At 69.6% G+C, this 21,429-nt stretch carries 19 protein-coding genes; 6 read left to right on the top strand and 13 right to left on the bottom strand.

Translation table 11 applies throughout. The features are described from left to right. On the bottom strand, positions 1–591 hold the full coding sequence (locus tag AB0J95_RS39690) for a DUF177 domain-containing protein (RefSeq protein WP_364770006.1): 591 nt from the start codon (positions 589–591) through the stop codon (positions 1–3). Between the two features lie 120 nt (positions 592–711). Here AB0J95_RS39690 and AB0J95_RS39685 point away from each other — a divergent pair, with 120 nt between their 5' ends. Beyond that, entirely contained in the window at positions 712–972 is a 261-nt protein-coding gene (locus tag AB0J95_RS39685; protein WP_364770005.1) for a hypothetical protein, read from the top strand. Between the two features lie 190 nt (positions 973–1,162). On the opposite strand, the gene AB0J95_RS39680 is transcribed toward AB0J95_RS39685, so the two are convergent. Next, positions 1,163–1,933 (bottom strand): DivIVA domain-containing protein, encoded by a 771-nt coding sequence (locus tag AB0J95_RS39680; RefSeq protein WP_364770004.1) that lies wholly within the window; start codon positions 1,931–1,933, stop codon positions 1,163–1,165. Positions 1,934–2,016: 83 nt separating this feature from the next. Beyond that, positions 2,017–2,427, bottom strand: a complete 411-nt coding sequence (locus AB0J95_RS39675) for a ribonuclease domain-containing protein (RefSeq protein ID WP_364770003.1) — start codon at positions 2,425–2,427, stop codon at positions 2,017–2,019. A gap of 52 nt (positions 2,428–2,479) precedes the next feature. On the opposite strand from AB0J95_RS39675, the gene AB0J95_RS39670 reads away from it, so the two are divergent. Beyond that, on the top strand, positions 2,480–2,923 hold the full coding sequence (locus AB0J95_RS39670; RefSeq protein ID WP_364770206.1) for a GNAT family N-acetyltransferase: 444 nt from the start codon (positions 2,480–2,482) through the stop codon (positions 2,921–2,923). A gap of 180 nt (positions 2,924–3,103) precedes the next feature. Here the strand turns inward: AB0J95_RS39670 and coaD are convergent, their stop codons facing one another. The 3 genes from coaD to AB0J95_RS39655 are packed head-to-tail and all read right to left on the bottom strand — an operon-like array spanning position 3,104 to position 4,915. Continuing rightward, positions 3,104–3,586, bottom strand: a complete 483-nt coding sequence (gene coaD / locus AB0J95_RS39665) for a pantetheine-phosphate adenylyltransferase (RefSeq protein ID WP_364770001.1) — start codon at positions 3,584–3,586, stop codon at positions 3,104–3,106. A gap of 51 nt (positions 3,587–3,637) precedes the next feature. Further along, positions 3,638–4,186 (bottom strand): 16S rRNA (guanine(966)-N(2))-methyltransferase RsmD, encoded by a 549-nt coding sequence (gene rsmD, locus AB0J95_RS39660; RefSeq protein ID WP_364769999.1) that lies wholly within the window; start codon positions 4,184–4,186, stop codon positions 3,638–3,640. Between the two features lie 12 nt (positions 4,187–4,198). Next, positions 4,199–4,915 carry an SDR family oxidoreductase gene (locus AB0J95_RS39655; RefSeq protein ID WP_364769997.1) on the bottom strand — a complete coding sequence of 239 codons (717 nt, stop codon included), beginning with the start codon at positions 4,913–4,915 and terminating at the stop codon, positions 4,199–4,201. 152 nt (positions 4,916–5,067) lie between these two features. Between AB0J95_RS39655 and AB0J95_RS39650 the strand changes: the two genes are divergently transcribed. Continuing rightward, positions 5,068–7,152 carry an ATP-binding domain-containing protein gene (locus AB0J95_RS39650; protein ID WP_364769995.1) on the top strand — a complete coding sequence of 695 codons (2,085 nt, stop codon included), beginning with the start codon at positions 5,068–5,070 and terminating at the stop codon, positions 7,150–7,152. A 21-nt stretch (positions 7,153–7,173) separates the two neighbouring features. Here the strand turns inward: AB0J95_RS39650 and AB0J95_RS39645 are convergent, their stop codons facing one another. Next, positions 7,174–7,599, bottom strand: a complete 426-nt coding sequence (locus AB0J95_RS39645; protein WP_364769993.1) for a DUF2087 domain-containing protein — start codon at positions 7,597–7,599, stop codon at positions 7,174–7,176. An 88-nt stretch (positions 7,600–7,687) separates the two neighbouring features. Between AB0J95_RS39645 and AB0J95_RS39640 the strand changes: the two genes are divergently transcribed. Further along, the gene (locus tag AB0J95_RS39640) at positions 7,688–8,941 is read left to right on the top strand and encodes a BtrH N-terminal domain-containing protein (RefSeq protein ID WP_364769991.1); all 1,254 of its coding nucleotides are present in this window, start codon (positions 7,688–7,690) and stop codon (positions 8,939–8,941) included. Here AB0J95_RS39640 and AB0J95_RS39635 read toward each other — a convergent pair. From AB0J95_RS39635 to AB0J95_RS39625, 3 genes are all read right to left on the bottom strand, one after another. Continuing rightward, a complete protein-coding gene (locus AB0J95_RS39635; protein WP_364769989.1) occupies positions 8,927–9,703 on the bottom strand; it encodes an arginase family protein in 777 nt (258 codons plus the stop codon). The two genes, AB0J95_RS39640 and AB0J95_RS39635, sit on opposite strands and share 15 nt — an antisense overlap. A gap of 129 nt (positions 9,704–9,832) precedes the next feature. Next, on the bottom strand, positions 9,833–13,210 hold the full coding sequence (locus tag AB0J95_RS39630) for a pyruvate carboxylase (RefSeq protein WP_364769987.1): 3,378 nt from the start codon (positions 13,208–13,210) through the stop codon (positions 9,833–9,835). A 156-nt stretch (positions 13,211–13,366) separates the two neighbouring features. Continuing rightward, positions 13,367–14,146: a LuxR family transcriptional regulator gene (locus tag AB0J95_RS39625; RefSeq protein WP_364769985.1), complete on the bottom strand. Its 780-nt coding sequence runs from the start codon at positions 14,144–14,146 to the stop codon at positions 13,367–13,369. Positions 14,147–14,470: 324 nt separating this feature from the next. Between AB0J95_RS39625 and AB0J95_RS39620 the strand changes: the two genes are divergently transcribed. Beyond that, positions 14,471–15,466, top strand: a complete 996-nt coding sequence (locus AB0J95_RS39620) for a hypothetical protein (protein WP_364769983.1) — start codon at positions 14,471–14,473, stop codon at positions 15,464–15,466. 75 nt (positions 15,467–15,541) lie between these two features. Here the strand turns inward: AB0J95_RS39620 and thrS are convergent, their stop codons facing one another. The 3 genes from thrS to AB0J95_RS39605 form a co-directional block, all read right to left on the bottom strand. Then, complete coding sequence (thrS, locus tag AB0J95_RS39615) at positions 15,542–16,741, bottom strand: threonine--tRNA ligase (protein ID WP_364769982.1); 1,200 nt, start codon at positions 16,739–16,741, stop codon at positions 15,542–15,544. A 161-nt stretch (positions 16,742–16,902) separates the two neighbouring features. Further along, on the bottom strand, positions 16,903–19,080 hold the full coding sequence (gene recG, locus AB0J95_RS39610) for an ATP-dependent DNA helicase RecG (RefSeq protein WP_364769980.1): 2,178 nt from the start codon (positions 19,078–19,080) through the stop codon (positions 16,903–16,905). Positions 19,081–19,291: 211 nt separating this feature from the next. After that, entirely contained in the window at positions 19,292–20,908 is a 1,617-nt protein-coding gene (locus AB0J95_RS39605) for a DAK2 domain-containing protein (RefSeq protein ID WP_364769978.1), read from the bottom strand. A 163-nt stretch (positions 20,909–21,071) separates the two neighbouring features. Between AB0J95_RS39605 and rpmB the strand changes: the two genes are divergently transcribed. After that, positions 21,072–21,263 (top strand): 50S ribosomal protein L28, encoded by a 192-nt coding sequence (gene rpmB / locus AB0J95_RS39600; RefSeq protein WP_145938227.1) that lies wholly within the window; start codon positions 21,072–21,074, stop codon positions 21,261–21,263. The last annotated feature ends 166 nt before the right edge of the window (positions 21,264–21,429 follow it).

Below are 21,429 nucleotides of genomic sequence, written 5' to 3'. Positions count from 1 at the left end.
CTAGTTCTCCTCAGGTCGGTCACTGGACTCGCCGAACCGCTCAGTGAGCGCGGCCCAGCGAGGATCGATTTTCTCATGCCCGTGGTCGGGGCCTACCTCGGCCCACTTCGCACCGCAATCCGGGCACAACCCAGCGCAGTCGGGCGTACACAACGGCACCTGCGGCAGCGCGAGCAGCACAGCGTCGCGAACCACGGGCTCCAGGTCGATCCGGTCGTCGACGAGGCGCGGGACCTCGTCCTCGTCGGTGGTCTCCTCGGTGGCGCTGTCGGGGTACGCGAACAGCTCCGTCAGCTCCACCTCGACCTGCCCGGACAACGGGTCGAGACACCGCGAGCAGCTCCCAGTGGTGGGCGCCGAAGCGGTGCCGGAGACCAGCACCCCCTCGACCACGGACTCGAGCAGCACGTCCAGCTCCACCTCGGCGCCCGCGGGCACCTCGATGACGTCGGCATACCCCAGCGGCACCTCGACGGGCACGACCCGCTGGACGGTACGGCTGCTGCCCGGGCGGCGGCCGAGCTCACGGGTGTCGATAACCCACGGGCTGGCGGCGGCGTTCCGGGTGGTGGCCTGCCTTTTTTCGGACATGTCAGTACTCGGGTAGGTGTAGTGGTCGGGAAAGGTCAACCCGAGAAGAATACGTGACTACCCGACCGGGGGGAAAATCGGGGCCACGAGAGTGGCGGTGCCCGCCGTTACGCTGCGCGCATGGTCACGGTTCACCAGCTCAGCCGCCAGGACGCGCGGCGCATCGCCGTGCGCGCCCAGTGCCGACCTGATGGCGTGGCCCGGCTCGGGAACGCGTCTTCGCCCGGTGATTTACGTGCCGCGCTGGACAATCGTGATCTGATCGAGCTGCGCGGGATGATCCACCCGGCCGAGGACCTGGCGCTGCACCGCGCGGACATGGCGGCCGCCATCGACAAGGAGATCTCGAAGCTCGCCGCCTGGCTCGGCTTACGCCGCTAGTGCTGTGGCCGGATAGGTTTGCCGTGTTATCGGCGGATCCAGGTTTTCAGCCGGGGTTGATCAGCACGGGCGTGCGGCCGGAAGGTCCTCGTACCGGGTTGTACTTGGGCCTTTCGGCCGTGCGGTCAGCGCTGTTGGATGTCACCGCAAAGCTGGGCCGTCGAGTCGGTGAACCTACCTGGTCACAGCACTAGCTCTGGCCCTCGTAGTCGAACGGCACTTGGCCGTTGCCGCGCGGGAACACCGGCTGGACGTGCGGGTTGGGTGTGTGCATGCCTGTGGCTTGGGTAGCTCGGAGGTGCGAGCGACCCTTGCCCACGGTGCGCAGGGTGTGTGCCAGCAGGTCTTCGAACTCGGCGAGCTTGCTGTCGACGTACGCGTCGCACTCGGAGCGCAGCCGGTCGGTCTCGGCCTTGGCCGCGTCCACGATCCGGTTGGACTCCACGTGGGCCGCGTGCACGACCTCGGTCTGGGAGACCATCCGGGCCTGTTCGAGCCGGCCGTCCTCGACAGCGTGCTCGTAGGACTCGCGCCCTGCCTGCAGCATCCGGTCGGCCTCGCTCTGCGCCCGGCCGACCAGCTGGTCGTACTCGGCCTGGCCCTTGGCGACCTCGCGGTCCGCGGCCTGCTCGGCCTCGCTGACCAGCCGGTGCGCGCGGGCCTGCGCGTCGGCCAGGATCCGCTCGGCCTCGGCACGCGCGTTGGCCAGCGTGTTCTCCGCCTCGGAGTTGGCTTTGCTGATGGTGGTGCTGGCCTCGTGCTCGGCCTTGCCGACCAGCTCGTCCTTGTGGTCCAGGACGTCCTGGGCGTCGTCGAGCTCGCCGGGCAGCGCGTCGCGGACCTCGTCGAGCAGTTCGAGCGCGTCGCCGCGCGGCACGATGCAGTTGGAGGTCATCGGGACACCCCGAGCCTCCTCCAGGATCGTGACCAGCTCGTCGAGGGCCTCGAACACCCGGTACACGCCGCACTCCCTTGGTCTGTCCACCGCCTCCGGTCACAACTTTGCCAGCTCCAGCGCGCGCAGGTGCGGACGTCGGCGGTGTGTCAGGCGCGGATGTTCACCAGACGGAAGCTGGCGTAGTGGTCGGCGGTGTAGAAGTACTCGCCGGCGCTGCCGGTGATGATCCGCCGCGCGCCGCGGTCCGGGCTGCCTGGGGTCTTGACCGTGTACTCGTGGTAGTAGCTCGCCGGGCAGGTGGGCAGGATCCGCTCCCGGTTCTGGAACACCTGGCCGTCCTGCCGGTACGGGAACGGCCCGCCCCGCTGGATCAGCCGCACGGTGTCGGTCGCCTGGGAGGGCAGCGCGGACAGGTTGACCTTGGTGAACCCGGACGTGGTCCCGCAGGCGGCCTGGATCGCGAGCCCGTCCGCGGCCGCCGCCGGGGCACCGATCCCGGCCAGCCCGATCACCAGGGCGAACAGGACCTTCACGGCACGTAGTGTGATGTTGGTCATTGCCGGACCGTAACCCGATTGTGTGACCACAAGGTGACACAGTTACCGCGTGATGGTGGAGATCCGGAAAGCCCGAGCTGAAGACGTTCCCTCGATCGTGTCGCTGATCGCGAACGACCAGCTGGGCGCGAAACGTGAGCACCCCGGCGACCCCCGGTACCTGACGGCGTTCGAGGAGATCGACCGCGACCCGAACCAGTTCCTGGCGGTGCTGGATCTTGGCGGTGAGGTGGTGGGGACGCTGCAGCTGACCTTCACGCCGGGGTTGTCACGGGTGGGCATGACGCGGGCGACTATCGAGGCCGTGCGGGTCCGGGCAGACCAGCGGGGGTCAGGGTTGGGGCAGCGGTTCATCGAGTGGGCTGTCGACATGGCCCGCGAACGCGGCTGCGGCCTGGTTCAGCTGACCACCGACGCCACCCGCGAAGACGCCCACCGGTTCTACGAGCGCCTGGGCTTCAAGGCCAGCCACATAGGCATGAAACTCCCCCTCTGACCCGCGTGTCCCACACTCACCGCCCGCGTGTCCCACATTCGCGGACCCTGTGTCCCACGTTCGCCGACCCCGTGTCCCACGTTCGAAAGGTTCGCCCGCGGTCCGGGTCCGTCTCGAAGGGGGAACTCGGGGTGCCTGAATGTGGGACACGGGGGCGGCGAACGTGGGACACGCGCGGGGCTAGGCGCGTTCGGCGAGGCGGGTGATCAGGCGCTCGTGGATCTTGGGCGGGAGGAGGTGGGTGACGTCGCCGCCGTACTTCGCCACCTCCTTGACCAGGGAGCTGGACAGGAAGCTGTAGGCGGGGCTGGTGGGCATGAACAGGGTGTCGATGCCGGAGAGCTGCTGGTTCATCTGCGCCATCTGCAGCTCGTAGTCGAAGTCGCTGACCGCCCGCAGGCCCTTCACGATCGCCTTGATCCCGTGCTGCTCGCAGTACTGGACCAGTAACCCGTGCCACGAGTCGACCCGCACGCCCGGCAGGTGGGCCGTCACCTCGCGGAGCATGTCGGTTCTCTCCTCGACGGTGAAGAGCGTCTGCTTGCTCTTGTTGATCATCACCGCGATCACGACCTCGTCGAAGACCTGGGCCGCGCGTTCGATGATGTCGAGGTGCCCGTTGGTGACCGGGTCGTAGGAGCCTGGGTAGACCGCCCGCCGCATGGCGGAAACCTAGCAGCCGAAGGGGCTCACCCTGGGCATGCGTGGCCTCGATCACTCCTCGGGATGACGGGCCCAGTGCAGGGCGGTGTCGCCGTACTTCCGGATCTTCAAAGCCTCGAAGGCCGCGGGCCACTCGGGGGCCGCGGACCGTGCGGCCCGTTCCAGAACGATCAACGCGCCCGGGCGTGTCCACCCCACCAGCGCCTGCAGAACAAGGGGGACATCGTCGTCCGCGTAAGGCGGATCGGCCAGAACCAGGTCATAGAGCGCCGAAGTACCTGCCGACAGGACCGTCCGCACCCGTCCCGGAACCACCGAAGCCCCAGGCAGACCCACCGCGGCGACGTTCGACCGCAGGACAGCCAACGCGTTCCGGTCGGACTCCACGAACGTCACCGACGACGCGCCCCGGGAGAGAGCCTCCAGACCGAGGGCGCCGGACCCCGCGTACAGGTCCAGCACGGCCGCGCCGTCCAGGTCCAGCCTGGACTCGATCGCGCTGAACAACGCCTCGCGGACCCGTTCGGATGTCGGGCGGGTGCCGCGGGGTGGCACGACCAGCCGGCGGCCGCCGGCCGTGCCCGCCACAATCCTCGTCACACGGTCATCGTCTCACCGGCCGTTGAATCCGCCGCCGTTGACGTGCAGGACCTGGCCCGTCACGTGGGCGGCGCCGGGTGAGGCGAGGAACGACACGGCCGCGGCGACGTCCTCAGGCCTGCCCGGCCGGCCCGAGGGGATCTCGCCGATCAGGAACTGCCGGCGCTCCTCGGTGAGGGTGTTGTTGAAGAAGTCCGTGTCCACGGTCATGCCCGGGGCCACGATGTTCGCGGTGGCCTTGCCCGCGAGTTTCTTGGCCAGCTCGACGTTCCACGTCACCAGCGCGGCCTTGGCCGGGCCGTACGAGCCGTTGCCGCGGACCCCGGCGATCGAGCCGATGCTGATCACCCGCCCGCCCTCGGCCAGCCGGGGCAGCAGTGCCTCGGTGACCAGCACGGCCGAGATCACGTTCGACTCGTAGTCGGCGATCCACAGCGCTCGCAGCGATGTCAGGTCGGTCGCCTTGAGGCCCTGGCGGGCCATGTTGGCGCCGGCGTTGTTCACCAGGATGTCGACGGTCTCCGGCAGGTCGGCCAATGCGGCTTCGACCGCATCCGGCTCTGTGGCATCGAACACGACGTCCCGCGCGCCGATCTCCTTGGCGGTCGTGGCGAGCACGTCCGCCCGGCGCCCGGTGATCACCACCTCCGCACCGTCGCTGACCAGCTGCGCAGCGATCGCGCGGCCGATTCCAGTTCCCCCACCAGTGACCACAGCAGTCAGTGTCATAGCCGAATAATCTCGGGCACCTGAAACACATGGTCAAGTTTTCACATATGTGGAAGGTGACGGCAGCAACATCCATGGCCCAACCGGTTTGTCAACCGCTGAGAGAGCGTAACGTGGACCTTCCGTCCCAATCACGATCCCGGGAGCCATGGGTGTCGCAAGCCTCAGTCCGACAGGACGAGATCGCGGTCGAGCAGAAGCATGTAGACGTTGTCTACGAGCGGCTGGCCGAGATGCGGGTCGAAGCCGAGCAGATGCGCGACCGCGGGGACCAGCTGGCCCACGGGGCACGCACCGAGGCGGTGTTCGAGCAGGCCTCGATGCTGTACGAGCGGGACGTGATGGTCCGGCACGCCAACCGGATCCTGCAGATGCTCGACTCCGAGCACGAGGGCCTGGTGTTCGGCCGGCTGGACGACGTCACCGGCGAGACGCTGTACGTGGGCCGGCTGGGCATCCGCGACGCCGAGTTCGAGAACCTGGTGACCGACTGGCGCGCGCCCGCGGCGGCCGCGTTCTACCAGGCGACCGCCGAGCAGCCGATGGACGTGGTGCGCCGCCGGGTGATCCGCTCCTCCGGCCAGCAGGTGATCGAGATCGACGACGACCTGCTGATGCCCGACGCCCAGCCGGCGTCGATGCACGTGGTCGGCGAGGGCGCGTTGATGGCGACGCTCAACCGCGCCCGCGGCGATGCCATGCGCGACATCGTCGCGACCATCCAGAAGGAACAGGACGAGGCCATCCGGGCGCCGTGGCGGGGCGTCACCGAGATCACCGGCGGCCCGGGCACCGGCAAGACCGCCGTCGCCCTGCACCGCGTGGCGTACCTGCTTTACCGCGACCGCAAGCGGATGGGCAGCGCGGGCGTGCTCGTGCTCGGCCCGTCGACCGCGTTCACCTCGTACATCTCGCGGGTGCTGCCGTCGATGGGTGAGGACAGCGTGGAGCTGCGCTCGCTCGGCACGTTAATGGACGGCGTCGAGGCCAGGCGCGTCGATCCGGCGCAGGTGGCGGCGGTCAAGGGGTCGCTGCGGATGCGCCGGGTGCTCAAGAAGGCGCTGCGGGACGTGCCGCCGGACGCGCCCACCGAGATGCGCATCACCTACCGCGGCGAGGTGCTCAAACTCGACGAGCAGGACCTCGCGAAGGTCCGCCGCCAGGTGCACGCGCTCGGCCGGCTGCCCAACCGCTCCCGGGTGGACGCCGCCGAGGCGTTGCTGGAAGCGTTGTGGCGCAAGGCCGACTCCTATGAGGACTTCCCGGTCAAGCGCCAGGACCTGTTGATCGACCTGGGCGAGCGGATCGACTTCCACCGGTTCGTCGTGGTGTGGTGGCCGGTGCTGTCGCCGGAGGGCGTGCTGCGGTCGCTGGGCGAACGGTCGAGGCTGGCCAAGGCCGCCGGGCAGACGCTGAACGCGCGCGAGATCGACGTTCTCTCGGCGTCCTGGCGCCGGGACGACTGGTCGGTCGCGGATGTGGCGCTGCTGGACGAGCTGCGGACGCTGATCGGCCCGCCGCCCAAGCGCCGCACCCGCCGGGCGCTGGAGGACTCCCCGGAGCCGGGCCGCCGCCGCCCGGAGAACTACGAGGACTACTCGCACATCGTGGTCGACGAGTCGCAGGACCTCTCGCCGATGCAGTGGCGGATGGTCGCGCGCCGCGGGCAGTACGCGAGCTGGACCCTCGTCGGCGACCCGGTGCAGAGCACCTGGCCGGACCCGGCCGAGGCCGCCAACGCCCGGGATACCGCGCTGGGCAAGCGAACCACGCGCCGCCGCTTCTCGCTGAAGACCAACTACCGCAACTCCGCGGAGATCTTCGAGCTGGCCGCCCGCGTGGTGAAGAACGTGGCCTCCGACGACGAACTGCCGCGTGCCGTCCGCGACACCGGCATCAAACCGTCCATTGAGGTCGTTGCCGAGGCCTCGATGCCCGGCGCGGTAAGGGATGCCGCACGCGAACTGCTCGACCAGGTCGACGGGACGGTCGGCGTGATCGGCGCGATGTGCGACATCGAGAAGATCGCCGGCTGGGTCACCGACGTGGCGGACGACCGGTTGCGGGTCGTGGATGCCATTGAGGCCAAGGGGTTGGAGTACGACGCCGTGGTACTGGTGGAACCCACCGAGATCGTCGACGAGTCGCTCACCGGCCCCCGCACCCTCTACGTGGCCCTCACCCGGGCCACCCAGCGCCTCACCGTCCTCACGACCGACCCCGGGTGGCCGCGCTGATCGGGCCCGGACGCGCGTCCGCTACTCCGTGACCGTGACCCAGCCGCCGGTGCGCCAGTATTCGCCGTGCTCACGGCTGAGCAGGCCTTCGTCCACGAGGTAGCGCCGCAGGGTGACGTAGTCTGCCTCGCCGCCGTCGCACCACGCGCGCAGCACGACGTCGACCTCACGCTCGGGGAAGCGGCGGCCGGGTTCGAACGAGGAGGCGACGTGTTCGAGCAGGATGCGTCTGCGCCCGCGCTTGGCCGGGAACCGCACCAGGTGGCCGTCCTCGATGAACGTCCGGACCACCTTGTCGTACTCAGGCTGCATGGTCCCTTGATAACCCAAGTACGGCCCCGGCGCGACGCGATATAGTCGCCGCTGGGCCCGCCTGCGGGCCTGACCTCCTGACCGGGCGCCCACGCCGCCCGGCGCCGCGGGGGCGAAGGTGATCTTCGATGTCATCGCGGGTGACTGGTATCGGCACGTCGGCTTGGGACGCGAACCGGTGCGGGGCGTGGGGTACGGCAGCGGGCGGCGTCCTGGGAGAGCGATGACCGACCAGAGGAAGCTCAAGAAGCTCGTCCGCGACCGGATGGCCCGGACCGGCGAGACGTACACGACCGCGCGGATGCACGTCCTGGCCCGCCGCGAAATCACCCTGCCGAGCGGTCTGTTCGCTGGGTACCGCACGTTCGGCGCCCAGCGGCACCGGCAGTCCTCGCTGATCGCGCACGTGCTGGAGGCGCAGGGCGTGACCTACAGCGAGGCGATGATCGCCGGGCTGGCCGGCGGCATCGGGTTCATGTACGCGGTGTTCGAGTACAAGGACATCCCGCCGCTGATGACCATCGTGGCCCAGCACCACCCGGCGCCGTGGGCGCCCGAGGCGCTCGGCCGGCTCAATGTGTCCTATGTGGAGCAGCACAGTGGCAAGGCGGCTGCCGGGATCGACAAGCTGCGCAAGGCGAACCGGCCCGCGCTGGTCTCGGTGGACCGCAGCCGGTTGCCTTGGCACGGCCTGGAACCTGGGTTCGGGATGGATCCGTACGTGATCGCGGTCGCCGGGATTTCCGGCGACACGGTCTATGTGGACGACTCGGGTCTCTACGAGATGTCCACCGAGGACTTCGGTGCGGCCTGGTCCGGGTACAAGAAGGGCAGGCACCACGCCCTGATCATCGGCGAGGCGGGGTCGCCGGACCTTCCGCGGGCGATCCGGTCGGCGTTGAAGATGACCGCGGGCCACCTGACCGGGCCGGTGCTGGGCAACAGCTTCGACGTGAACTTCGGGTTCTCCGGGATGGCCAGGCTGGCCGCGCAACTGCGGGACACCAGGACGAAGAGCGGGTGGGCCAAGCGGTTCGGCAGCCCGATCGCGTTCGCGCACGGGGTTCGCCGGTTCTATGAGTGCCTCGAGCTGGAGTACACCTCGCCCGGTGCCACCCGTCCGGTCTACGCGGACTTCCTCGACGAGGCCGCGCCTTTGGTGAACCCCAAGCTGTCCGACGCGGCCTCGTTGTTCCGGCAGTCCGGGGCCCGGTGGTCCGCGTTGGCGTCGCTGGCTTTGGAGTCGGTCGCCGGGCTCGGCTATGCCGACCTGGTCGAGGAGCGCATGGCGATCACGTTCAGCCGGGGCCGGGACGCCGAGCCGGAGATCCGGGCGCTGAACAAGCGGATCGAGGCGGTCGCCGCCGAGTACGGCGACCCGCTCGGCGACCAGGGCCGCCAGGACCTGTTCGCCGCGATGGCCGACATCGTGGACGAATGCGTTGCCCTCGAACAGGAGGCGCTACGGCTGTTCTAGTTTTTCCACCAGCGCCTCGATGATCGGGGCGAGCACACGAAGCTTGGCCGGATCGGTGGTCGCGCACTCGGTGATCCCGGCGCCCACGACGGGAACGGGGATCGCCTTGATCGTCGCGACCACCTCCTCCACGCTCAACCCGCCCGGCTCGGGGTAGCAGGCCCCATCGAACTCATCGGGATCGAGCACATCCAGGTCGACGTGCACGTACACATAGTCGCCCGGAATCCCGTGCCGTGCGGGGAGTCCCGCGTCGATGGCGGCCTGCTCACCGGGATCGATCGCCCGCGCGCCGACCAGAACGGCGTTACCCCGGGTCAACGCGGGCTGGGCCACGAACTCCGGATCACCCTCCCCGAACAACACCCGCAACGCCATCCCGTGGAACGCCCCGGACGGCGAGGTCTCCGGCGTGTTCAGGTCGGGATGCGCGTCGAACCACACCACGCCGAGCCCCTCGCCGTGCCGGAACCGTGCCACCCCAATGGGAACGACGTCGACCCCACAGTCCCCGCCGATGGTGAGCACCGGCCCTTCGGGTGCTTCCAACGCCGCCAGCTGCCCGGTCCGGTTCTCGATCAGCCCGGCCCGGTTGGCGATGCCGTCCACCATCCCGGAGGTTCCCGCCACCACAGGCACGTACACCGGCCGCACCCGCGCGATCTCCCCCGCCAGCGCGGCCAGCGCCATACACCCCTCCGGCAGCAACCGCGCCCGCTCGACCAACGCGCCTTGCCGTTGCGCCACAGCGTGAATCTGCATCACGCCCCCTCCCTGCCGTTCACCGTGACGGGGCCGGACCTCGACATCGGCCCCTTCGGGGATGCAACAGCCGGGCGGTCGGCCTCCTGGTGACGCGCCCGGCTGTTCGAGGAGCCCTGGGTCGATCCGTTAGCCGAGGACCAGCAACAGGTCTCCGCCTTCGACCTGCTGGACCGAACCGATCGCGAGCCGGTGCACCCGGCCGCCCTTCGGCGCGGTGATGGCGGCCTCCATCTTCATCGCCTCGATGGTCGCGACCGTGGCGCCCGCCTCGACCTCGTCCCCTTCGGACACCGAGAGCGTGACGACGCCCGCGAACGGGGCCGGGACGTGGTTCGGGTTGCCCTTCTCCGCCTTCTCGGCCACGGGGAGGTTCGACGCGATCGACCGGTCCCGGACGGGGATCGGCCGGAGCTGGCCGTTGAGGGTGGCCATGACGGTCCGCATGCCGCGTTCGTCGGCCTCACCGACGGCTTCCAGCTCGATCAGCAGCCGGACGCCCTGCTCCAGGTCGACCGGGTATTCCACGCCCGGCCGCAGCCCGTAGAAGAAGTCCTTGCTGGCCAGCACCGACGTGTCGCCGAACTGCTCCCGCAGCGCCAGGAACTCCTTGGTCGGCCCGGGGAACAGCAGCCGGTTGAGCGTCGGCCTTGGGTTCGAGGCCAGCGCTTCCTGGTCCTCCGCGCTCAGCTCGGCAACGCCCTTCGGCGCCGGGCGGCCGCGCAAAGCCTTGGTGCGGAACGGCTCCGGCCACCCGCCCGCCGGGTCGCCCAGCTCGCCGTGCAGGAACCCGATCACCGAGTCCGGGATGTCGAACCGGCCCGGGTCGGCCTCGAACTCCTTGGGGTCCACGCCCGCACCGACGAGGTGCAGCGCGAGGTCGCCGACCACCTTGGACGACGGCGTCACCTTGACCAGGCGGCCCAGCATCCGGTCGGCGGCCGCGTACATCGCCTCGATGTCCTCGAACCGGTCGCCCAGCCCCAGCGCGCGGGCCTGGGTGCGGAGGTTGGACAGCTGGCCGCCGGGGATCTCGTGCAGGTACACGCGTCCGGTCGGGGCGGGCAGACCGGCCTCGAACGGGTAGTACACCCGCCGGACGGTCTCCCAGTACGGCTCCAGGTCGGACACCGCCTGCAGGCTCAGGCCGGTCTCACGCTCGGAGTGGTCCGTCGCCGCCACGATCGCGGACAGCGAGGGCTGCGAGGTGGTGCCGGACAACGAGGCCGCGGCGCCGTCGATGGCGTCCGCCCCGGCCTGGATCGCCGCCAGGTAGGTGGCGAGCTGGCCACCGGCGGTGTCGTGTGTGTGGACGTGCACCGGGAGGTCGAACTCCTTGCGCAGCGCGGTGATCAGCCGCCGTGCGGCCGGCGGGCGCAGCAGGCCCGCCATGTCCTTGACCGCCAGGACGTGTGCCCCCGCGCCGACGATCTGCTCGGCGAGCTTGAGGTAGTAGTCCAATGTGTACAGTTGCTCGGCCGGGTCGGACAGGTCGGCCGTGTAGCAGAGCGCGACCTCGGCGACCGACGTCCCGGTCTCGCGGACCGCCTCGATGGCGGGGCGCATCTGTTCGACGTCGTTGAGTGCGTCGAAAATGCGGAAGATATCGATCCCGGTCTTGGTGGCCTCCTGCACGAATGCGTGCGTGACGGCCTCGGGATACGGCGTATACCCAACGGTGTTGCGGCCGCGCAGGAGCATTTGGAGGCAAATGTTCGGAATGGCCTCACGCAGTTTCGCCAGCCGCTCCCACGGGTCCTCGGCGAGGAACCGCAAAGCCACGTCATAAGTGGCGCCACCCCAGCATTCCACGGACAACAACTCGGGCGTTGTGTGCGCGACATAAGGCGCTACCGCGAGCAGGTCCTTGGTGCGTACTCGGGTCGCCAGCAATGACTGGTGAGCGTCACGGAATGTGGTGTCGGTGACGCCGACGTGCTTGGCGTCGCGCATCCACCGCGCGAACCCCTCCGGCCCGAGCTCGACGAGCTTCTGCTTGGACCCCGCCCGCGGCTCGCCGGTCAGCTCGATCGCGGGCAGCTTCTCCACCGGGTCGACGAACTTCGGCCGTTCCCCGTTGGGCTTGTTCACCGTGACGTCGGCGAGGTACGTGAGCAGGCGCGTCCCGCGGTCGGCGGAGTGCCGGGCGGTCAGCAGGTGCGGGCGCTGCTCGATGAAGCTCGTGGTGATCCGCCCGGCGCGGAAGTCCGGGTCGTCCAGCACCGCCTGCAGGAACGGGATGTTCGTGGCCACACCGCGGATGCGGAACTCGGCGACCGCGCGGCGCGCACGTGCGACGGCGGTGGCGAGATCTCGCCCACGACAGGTCAGCTTGACCAGCATCGAGTCGAAGTGGGCGGAGATCTCGGTCCCGGCGAACGCGGTGCCACCGTCCAGCCGGATCCCGGCGCCGCCCGGCGAGCGGTAGGCGCTGATCATGCCGGTGTCCGGGCGGAACCCGTTCGCGGGATCCTCGGTGGTGATCCGGCACTGCATGGCGAACCCGCGCAGCCGCACGGTGTCCTGGCTCAGGCCCAGGTCCTCGAGGGTCTCGCCGGCGGCGATCCGCATCTGCGACTGGACCAGGTCGACGTCGGTGACCTCCTCGGTCACCGTGTGCTCGACCTGGATGCGCGGGTTCATCTCGATGAAGACGTGCTTGCCCGCCGCGTCCAGCAGGAACTCGACCGTGCCCGCGTTGCGGTAGCCGATGTGCCGCGCGAAGTTGACCGCGTCGGCGCAGATCCGCTGCCGAAGCTCCTCGGACAGGTTCGGCGCGGGCGCCAGCTCGATCACCTTCTGGTGCCGGCGCTGCATCGAGCAGTCGCGCTCGAACAGGTGCATCACGTTGCCGGTGCCGTCGGCGAGGATCTGCACCTCGATGTGCCGCGGGTCGACCACGGCCTGCTCCAGGAACACCGTCGGGTCGCCGAACGCCGACTCCGCCTCGCGCATCGCGGCCTCGATCGATTCCCGCAATGTGGACGCCTGCTCCACCCGGCGCATCCCCCGCCCGCCACCGCCGGCGACCGCCTTGACGAACACCGGGAACCCGATCGCGTCGGCCGCGGCGACCAGCTCGTCCACATCGGACGAGGGCGGGGACGACTGCAGCACCGGCAGCCCGGCCTCACGGGCGGCGGCCACCGCGCGGGCCTTGTTACCGGTGAGTTCCAGGACCTCGGTGGTCGGGCCGACGAAGGTGATCCCGGCCTCGGCGCAGGCCCGGGCCAGGTCCGGGTTCTCCGACAGGAAGCCGTAGCCGGGGTAGACCGCGTCCGCGCCGGAACGCTTGGCGGCCTTCACGATCTCGTCCACGGACAGGTAGGCGCGGACCGGATGACCCTGCGCGCCGATCTGGTACGACTCGTCGGCCTTCAGCCGGTGCAGCGAGTTGCGGTCCTCGTACGGGAAGACAGCGACGGTTCCGGCACCCAGCTCGTAGCCGGCCCGGAACGCCCTGATCGCGATCTCCCCGCGGTTGGCGACGAGTACCTTGCGGAACATGGCCCGGATACCTCCTGGTCATAAGCGCATCGCCGCCGGAAGTCCGCCGGGGATGCGCGGTGGACTTCCGGCGGCGATCACTGAGGTCGTCCGGGAAACGCTACCGGTCTGGGGGCGTCTGGGCACGGTGTCGGGTGACCGACATCATCTCCGCGTTCAGGCGCTGTCGACCAGCCCGAACCCCCGCGCGTTGGTCAAGGCCTGCGGGCGGTTGCGGGCACCGAGTTTCGAGAACAGCTGGCGCTGCTCGCTTTGCACCGTCTTCACGGCGATGCCCAGGGCCTGCGCGGTCTGCCGGACCGACTCGCCGCGGGCGATCGAGTCCAGGATGTCGCGTTCCCGCCTGGTGAGACTGCGGGGCGCGTCACCGTTGCGCCTGCGGTTGGCGGGGTGCGGCAGGAGCATGCCCAGGCGGCCGACCTCGGCGGTGGCCTGGGTGCGGCTCTGCACGTCCAGCTTGGAGAAGATCCGGCGCTTGTGGTTGGTCACCGTGTGTGGGCTGATGCCCAGCTCCTCGGCGATCTCCGCGGCCGAGCAGCCCGCGCAGACCAGGGCGAGGATCTCCATCTCCCGGCTGGACAGGCCGCGTCCGTTCACCGGCGCGCGGAAGGCCGTCTCGGCCTCCTTGAGGGCATCGCGCAGGCCGGCCACGCCGAACCGGGTGCTCACCAGCCGGTGCACCCCGGCGCGGTGCAGGTAGGCCAGGCTTCGGGCGTCAAGGGTGCGGTGCAGGCCGACGATATGCGGGCCAGGCCGCACCGCGCGTAATTCCGCCACGAGGGCCAGCTCCTCGGGGCAGGCCGAACCGAGCTCCACCACCGCGGCGTCCGGGGATCGCAGCGCGCAAAGCCGTAGCAGACCGTCACCGGTGGCAGCCGCGCCGACGACCTCGTACCCCGGTAACGACGATATCCAGTTGGCCAGAGCGTCCCTCAACAAGCCGTCCCCGCAACGGAGAACGACGCGGTACATCCGGTTCGGATCCGTCAGGCATGAATCCGACATAGTGCGGCCCACTTCCTGCCACGCCGCGCAGGTGTGGACACAGGGTAATGGACCGGGAACACACAGGTCTGGACCATTAGGGCTAATTCGGACGTTTGACGTCATCCGATCGTGTTCAACGTCATCCAGTCGGCTTAATCGTCCTACCAACCAACCTCGCCCGCGGAGCTGCTGGTCCATCTGGACCAAGATCTTCTCCGGCCGGACGGCCTACCTCACGGTTCGCACGATCGAGGGATTCACTAAAGTGGCAGAATGGCCGTTGCCGACGAGTCGCAGAAACCCCAGTCCGCCCACTTCGACATCGTCCTGCGCGGATACAACCAGCGTCAGGTCAACGAGCGGGTCACCCGGCTCGGCTACGACCTCAAGAACGCGGCGAAGAGCCGCGACGAGGCGATGGCCCGGGTCGCCGAGCTGTCCAAGGCGCTCAACTACGCCCAGCAGGAACTGACCGAGACCAAGGCCCGTCTCGAACGGATGGCGACCAACCCCAGCAGCGCGACGGCGATGACCGAGCGCGTGCGGGAGATGATGCGCCTGGCCGACGAGGAGGTCGAGGAGCTGCGCCGGGACGGCGAGGAGCACGTCGCCAAGATCAAGGCGGAGGCGGACAAGTACGCCACCGAGACCCGGTTCAACGCCGACAAGTACGCGGTGAGCATCCGCGAGGACGCGGACAAGTACGCGGCCAAGATGCGCGCCGAGGCGGACAAGCTGGCCGAGGAGCTGCAGACCGCGCACGACGGCCGGATGGCCGAGCTGGACCGCCGCCGCCAGGAGCTCGAGGAGAAGTACACCAAGCACCACGACGAGCTGGACAAGGAGTACGACGGCCTGCGCACCAAGCTGGCCGCCGAACACACCCAGTTGATGGCGGAGGCGCAGGCCGAGGCGGCCCGGCTCAAGACGGTGGCCGAGCAGGCCGCGGCCCAGCTGGAGAAGGACGCCGCGATGCAGCGGGCGGCGCTGGACGCCGAGGCCGAGCAGAAACGCAACAGCGAGGCGGCCGCGGTCGTCGCGGAGATCGTGGCGAAGCAGGCCGAGGCCGAACAGCTCGCCGCCACCACGAAGGCCGAGGCGGAGGAGATCGCCGCCGAGATCCTGGCGGCCGCCGAGGAAAAGCAGGCCAAGGCGGACGCCGAGACCAAGCGCCTGCTGGAACTGCGCGACGAGATAGCCGCCCGCCTGGCCGCGACCAACAAAGCGGTCCAGGAGGCCATCAACCACTTCGAGCAAGACCCCGACTAAGCCCCAGCTGGCCCCTCGTGAGTGGTTATGCCGGTCAGAACCAGTACAACCACTCACGAGAGCCGACCTGTGGGTTTACCAAAGGGTTGGGGCATGGGACTCGGTTTGGGCGGCGATGTGGCCGATGAGGTGTTCGCCTGGTTGGGCGTCCAGGTGTTTGCCGTCGCGCAGCCGTAGAGCGACTTCGCCTGCGGCGGCTTCCTTCGGACCGATCACCGCCTGGTACGGAACCAGCCGCGCCTCCCGGATCCGGGCGCCCAGGCTGCCCTCGTAGGCGATCTCAGCCCGCAATCCACGGTTGACGCACAGTTCGGCGAACTTCTGCGCGGCCGGGATCTCGTTGCCGGACACCGGCAACACCGCGATCTGCACTGGCGCCAGCCAGGCCGGGAAAGCGCCGCCGTGCTGCTCGATCAGGTGCGCCACCGCGCGTTCCAGGCTGCCGATGATGCTCCGGTGCACCATCACCGGCCGCTGCTTGGTGTTCTGCGCGTCTATGTACTCCAGCTCGAACTGCGCGGGCTGGTGGAAGTCGACCTGGATGGTCGACAGGGTCGACTCGCGGCCCATCGGATCGGCGATCTGGATGTCGATCTTGGGGCCGTAGAAGGCCGCCTCACCAGCGACGGCTTCGTACGGCAGATCTCCCAGCACGTCACGGAGGATGTCCGCCGCACGAGCCCAGTCCTCAGGATTGGCAACGTATTTGGCGCCTTCGCCGGGCAGGGACAGCCGGTAGCGGGCCACGGAGACGCCCATCGACGCATATGCCGCGTGGATCAGGTCCAGCGCCGCCCGCGCCTCGGCCGCCACCTGGTCGAGGGTGCAGAAGATGTGCGCGTCGTTGAGGGTGATCGCACGGACCCTGGTCAGGCCACCGAGCACACCGGACAGTTCGGACCGGAACATCCCGCCGATCTCCGCTATCCGCAACGGAAGCTCGCGGTAGCTCCGCGACCGCGACCGGTAGATCAACGCGTGGTGCGGGCACAAACTGGGCCGCAGGACCATTTCCTCCTCGCCGACGGCCATCGGCGGGTACATGTCGTCGTGATAGTGCTCCCAGTGCCCGGAAAGCTCGTACAGCGACCGTTTGCCCAGCACCGGCGAGTACACGTGTTTGTACCCGTGCCTTCGTTCGACGTCACGGATGTACTCCTCCAGGGTGTGCCGGACGATGGCGCCGTCGGGCAGCCAGTACGGCAGGCCCGCGCCGATCATCGGGTCGGTGTCGAACAGTTCGAGGGAGCGGCCGAGCTTGCGGTGGTCGTTCATGGTGATCCCTTTCGCAGGGGAACGAGTGACCACCACATGGCGAAGCCCCGGGGCCACTCGCCCCGGGGCTTCGATCAGACGTGGGTCAGCGCGCCGGGACGGTTTCCGGCGTCGTCGTCATCAAGGCGCGCTTCACGTCACCAACGTTAGCAGACGGGGCATCAGGCTTTCTGCAGATATTCGGCCCGTTCGTCGTCCACCAGCGCGTCCGCCATCGACGCGAGGCCCGGGTAGCGGGCCAGTTCCGGGTCCTTGGCGACGATCCGCTGCGCCTCCGCCCGCGCCTCGGTGATCACCTCGACGTCCTGCACGAGCGACAGCATCTTCAGCTGCGAGCGCCGACCGGACTGGGCCGCGCCGAGGATGTCGCCCTCGCGGCGGATCTCCAGGTCCAGCTGGGCCAGCTCGAACCCGTCCAATGTGGACGCCACCGCGTCCAGCCGCTCCCGGGTGGACGTGCCCTCCAGCGCCTCGCTGACCAGCAGGCACAACCCGGGCGCGCTGCCCCGGCCGACCCGGCCGCGCAGCTGGTGCAGCTGGCTGACGCCGAACCGGTCGGCGTCCAGGATCACCATCATCGTCGCGTTCGGGACGTTCACGCCGACCTCGACCACGGTGGTCGCGACCAGCACGTCCACCTCGCCCGCGGCGAACGCGCGCATGGTCATGTCCTTGTCCTCCGCGGCCATCTTGCCGTGCAGGATCGCGATCTTCAGTCCCTGCAACGGACCCGCCGCGAGCTGCGGCGCGACCTCCTCCACCGCGACCGGTGCGCGGCGGCCGGTGTCGTCGTCCGGCGGTGGCTCCTCTTCGGACTCCTCCGCGCCGGCCTCGCCGATCCGCGGGCACACCACGTACGCCTGGTGTCCCTTCCCGACTTCCTCGCGCAGCCGTTGCCAGGCACGGTCGAGCCACCCTGGTTTCTCCGCGACCGGGACCACGTTCGTCGCGATCGGCGAACGCCCCTGCGGCAGCTCACGCAGCGCGGACGTCTCCAGGTCGCCGTACACGGTCATGGCGACCGTGCGCGGGATCGGGGTCGCGGTCATCACCAGCACGTGCGGGCTCGACCCGTCGGTCCCCCTGGTGCGCAAGGCATCCCGTTGCTCCACACCGAACCGGTGCTGCTCGTCCACCACGACGAAGCCCAGATCGGCGAACTGCACGGTCTCCTGGATCAACGCGTGCGTGCCCACCACGATCCCCGCGGCGCCGCTGGCCGCGTCGAGCAGGGCCTGCTTGCGTTGAGCCGCGGGCAACGATCCGGTCAGCAGCGTCAGCCGGGTCGCCTCCTCGGCACCACCCAGCTCACCCGCCTGCGCCAGGTCGCCGAGCATCTCCCGCAACGAGCGGGCGTGTTGCGCGGCAAGGACTTCCGTCGGCGCGAGCATCGCCGCCTGCCGCCCGGAGTCGACGACCTGCAGCATCGCCCGCAGCGCCACGATCGTCTTGCCGCTGCCGACCTCGCCCTGCAGCAACCGGTTCATCGGGTGCTGACCGGACAGGTCGTCCGCGATCGCCTGGCCGACCTCCTGCTGGCCTGCGGTCAACGTGAACGGCAGGCGTTTGTCGAACGCGTCCAGGATCCCGTTCGACTTCGGCGGGCACGCGGGCGCGGGCCGCACCGCGGAGGCGTGCCGGCGGCGGGCGAGCGCGATCTGCACCGCGATCGCCTCGTCCCACTTCAGCCGCTTGCGCGCGCTGGTGACCTGCTCCCACCCCTCCGGCAGGTGGATCGCGCGCAACGCCGCCTCCAGCCCGAGCAGCTTGCGCCCGGCCAGCAGCTCCCCCGGCATCGGGTCGTCCGCGCCGTCCCACATCTCCAGGACCTGCTTGACGCACTTGGCGATCTGCCAAGTCTGCAGCTTCTGCGCGGCCGGGTAGACCGGCACCAGCTTGCGCATCGCCTCCTCGGCGGAGACGTTCTCGTCCTCGAACAGCTCGATTTCCGGGTTCTGCAGCTGCAGCTTGTGGTTGAACATGCTGACCTTGCCGGCGAACAACCCCCGCGCGCCGACCGCCAGCTTGTCCTTGTACCGGCCCTGCTGGTTGAACAGCGCGAGCGACAGCACCCGCTGCCCGTCGGTGATCTCGACCTCGGTGCGCGTCCCGCGCCGGGTCTTCATCCGCACCGAGTTGACCTTGCGGATCTCCGCGACCACCGTGACGTGCTCGCCGATCTCCAGCCCGGCGATGCTGGTCAGATCGCCGCGCTCGAAGTACCGGCGGGGGTAGTGCCGCAGCAGGTCGGCGACCGTGTGCAGGTCAAGAGCGCCGGCCAGCGCATCGGCCGACTTCTTGCCCAGCAAGGCCTGCAGACCATCGTCAAAAGAAGCCACTGTGCTTATTGTCCTCGCTTCGCTCGGACGGGCTTGGCCGCCGAAAGCCGGTCATTTCCGGGCCGCGCCACGCGACCGCCGTCGCTCTCGGGACGGCAGCCACTGTAGCCGGGGCGACGGCGGGCGTGTCGCGACCCGGAAATGACCGGCGCGGCCAAGCCGGGGGTTGATTGCAAGGTGAAGGTAGAGGTCGCCACTGACAGTTCCTGGTTCACTCCACCCCGAGGATCAGGAGGGTGTCGCGTTGACCGCCGCGGTAGGCGACGAACTCGACGGCGGGGTGGTCGAAGCGGATGTGCTTCTCCACGGCGTCCTCGAGGTCGTCGGGGGCGCCGTGGCCGATCAGCGCGGTGACGAGCTCGCCGCCCGCGGCCAGCATCCGGTCGACCACCGCGCAGGCCGCGGCGATCACCTTCTCGTCGGTCGGCGGGCCGTGTTCGATCCGCATGACGTCCCCGTCGGCGAACCCCAGCAGGTCACCGCGCTCGCACGGCCCGATCCAGGTGATCGCGTCGGCGTCCGCCACGACCAGCTCACCGCGGCGCGTCGCCGCCGAGGCCTCGGCCATCGCGACCACGTCGTCCCCGGCGCGCCGGGCGGAGTCGTGCACGGCCAGCGCGGCCATGGCCTGCACCGGGGACACGCACGGGATCACCACCACGTCCTGCCCCCCGGCGACCGCCCTGGTCGCGGCCTCGTCCGCGATGCCGACCAGCGACTCGTCGCCGGGCAGGACCGTCACGTGCGAGGCGCCGGTCGAGGTGATCAGGTTCAGCAGGTCCCAGACGTCCGGCTCGTCGTGGTCGCCGATCTCCAGGACCAGCGCGCCTTCGGTGCGGAACAGGTGCGCGATGCCCGCGCCGCGCGCCGGGATCACGACCACCCGCTGGCGGCCGAACCTCGACGGCGCGCCCTCGGCGTCGGCGAACCGGGCGACCATGATCCGGTGCGGGCGGCCGGTCTCCACGCCCGCCTCGATGGCCGCGCCGATGTCGTTGCAGTGCACGTGAACGGTCCACAGCCCAGCGCCGTCGCCGACCACCGACACGCAGTCGCCCAGCTGACCGAGGACGTCCCGGAGCCGGCCCGTCTTCTCCTCGGTCGTGCCGTCGAGCAGGTACATGACCTCGTAGTTGAACTCGGTCGACCCGGCCTCGCGAGCAGCCACCGGGGAGCTGATCGGCACCGAGAACGGCACGACCGGCTCATCGCGTTCGTTCACCACCGTGACCAGGGACTCCAGCACCACAAGCACACCCCGGCCCCCGGCGTCGACAACACCGTTCTCGGCCAGGACCTCAAGCTGCTGTGGGGTCAACGCGAGTGCGTCGGCGGCCGCGCGCACGGCGACCGACATGACCTCGTGCAACGAGTCGCCACGGACCCGGCGGGCGGCCGCGGCGGACGCCGTCAGGACCGTCAGCATCGTGCCCGCCTTGGGCTCGGCGACCGCCTCACAGGCCAGTTCGGCCGCTCTGACCAGGGCTTTGTTCACGTCCTGAGCGCGGGCCTCGTCGACGTCGCGGAGGGTCTCGGCCAGGCCGCGCAGCATCTGCGACACGATCACGCCGGAGTTCCCCCGCGCGCCCGCCAGCGCGCCCTTGGCCAGCACCGACAGGGCCGCGCCCGCCTCGGACCGTTCGTCCACCGGCGCCCTGAGCAGCGACTCCAGCGCCGCGCGGAAGGTCGCGAGCAGGTTCGACCCGGTGTCACCGTCGGCCACCGGGAAGACGTTGATACCGTCGATGGCCTGGCGCTGCGCGTCCAGCGACCGTACGCAGACCGCCGCCCAACGGCGGATCGCGGCGGCGTCCAGGGCCTGCAACACGGTGGGAATCCTCTCATCAGGCGAGCCTGCGCGAGGGTACCCCCAGGGGCCGGTTTGGAGCCGCTGACGCCGACCCGTTACCCTGTCAGAGTTGCCCGGCCGGCCCGGGCATGACTGTTGGCTGGCATCGTCTGCTGGCGACTCATGAGGAAAGGACACTACCGTGGCTGCTGTCTGCGACGTCTGCGGTAAGGGGCCGGGCTTCGGCAAGTCGGTCTCGCACTCCCACCGGCGCACCAACCGGCGGTGGAACCCGAACATCCAGACCGTGCACGCCAAGGTCGGCGTCTCTCAGCGCAAGCGGCTGAACGTGTGCACCTCCTGCCTGAAGGCGGGCAAGGTCGTTCGCGGCTGAAGTACTACTTACGAGACGGCCCGGGTGGTTCAGATCACCCGGGCCGTTTCGCGTCCCTGCCCGCCGCCAGCGGCGCCCGCCCGATCCCGCCCCGCCAGCCTGCGTGGCCATCACGCAGGCGGTGTGCTGGGCCGAGTCGCTCGCGGCGAAGATCCGGCCGACACCA

Source organism: Actinocrispum sp. NPDC049592, from assembly GCF_040675465.1.
Taxonomy (GTDB): domain Bacteria; phylum Actinomycetota; class Actinomycetes; order Mycobacteriales; family Pseudonocardiaceae; genus Kibdelosporangium.
This window is presented reverse-complemented; position numbering and strand designations above follow the sequence as displayed.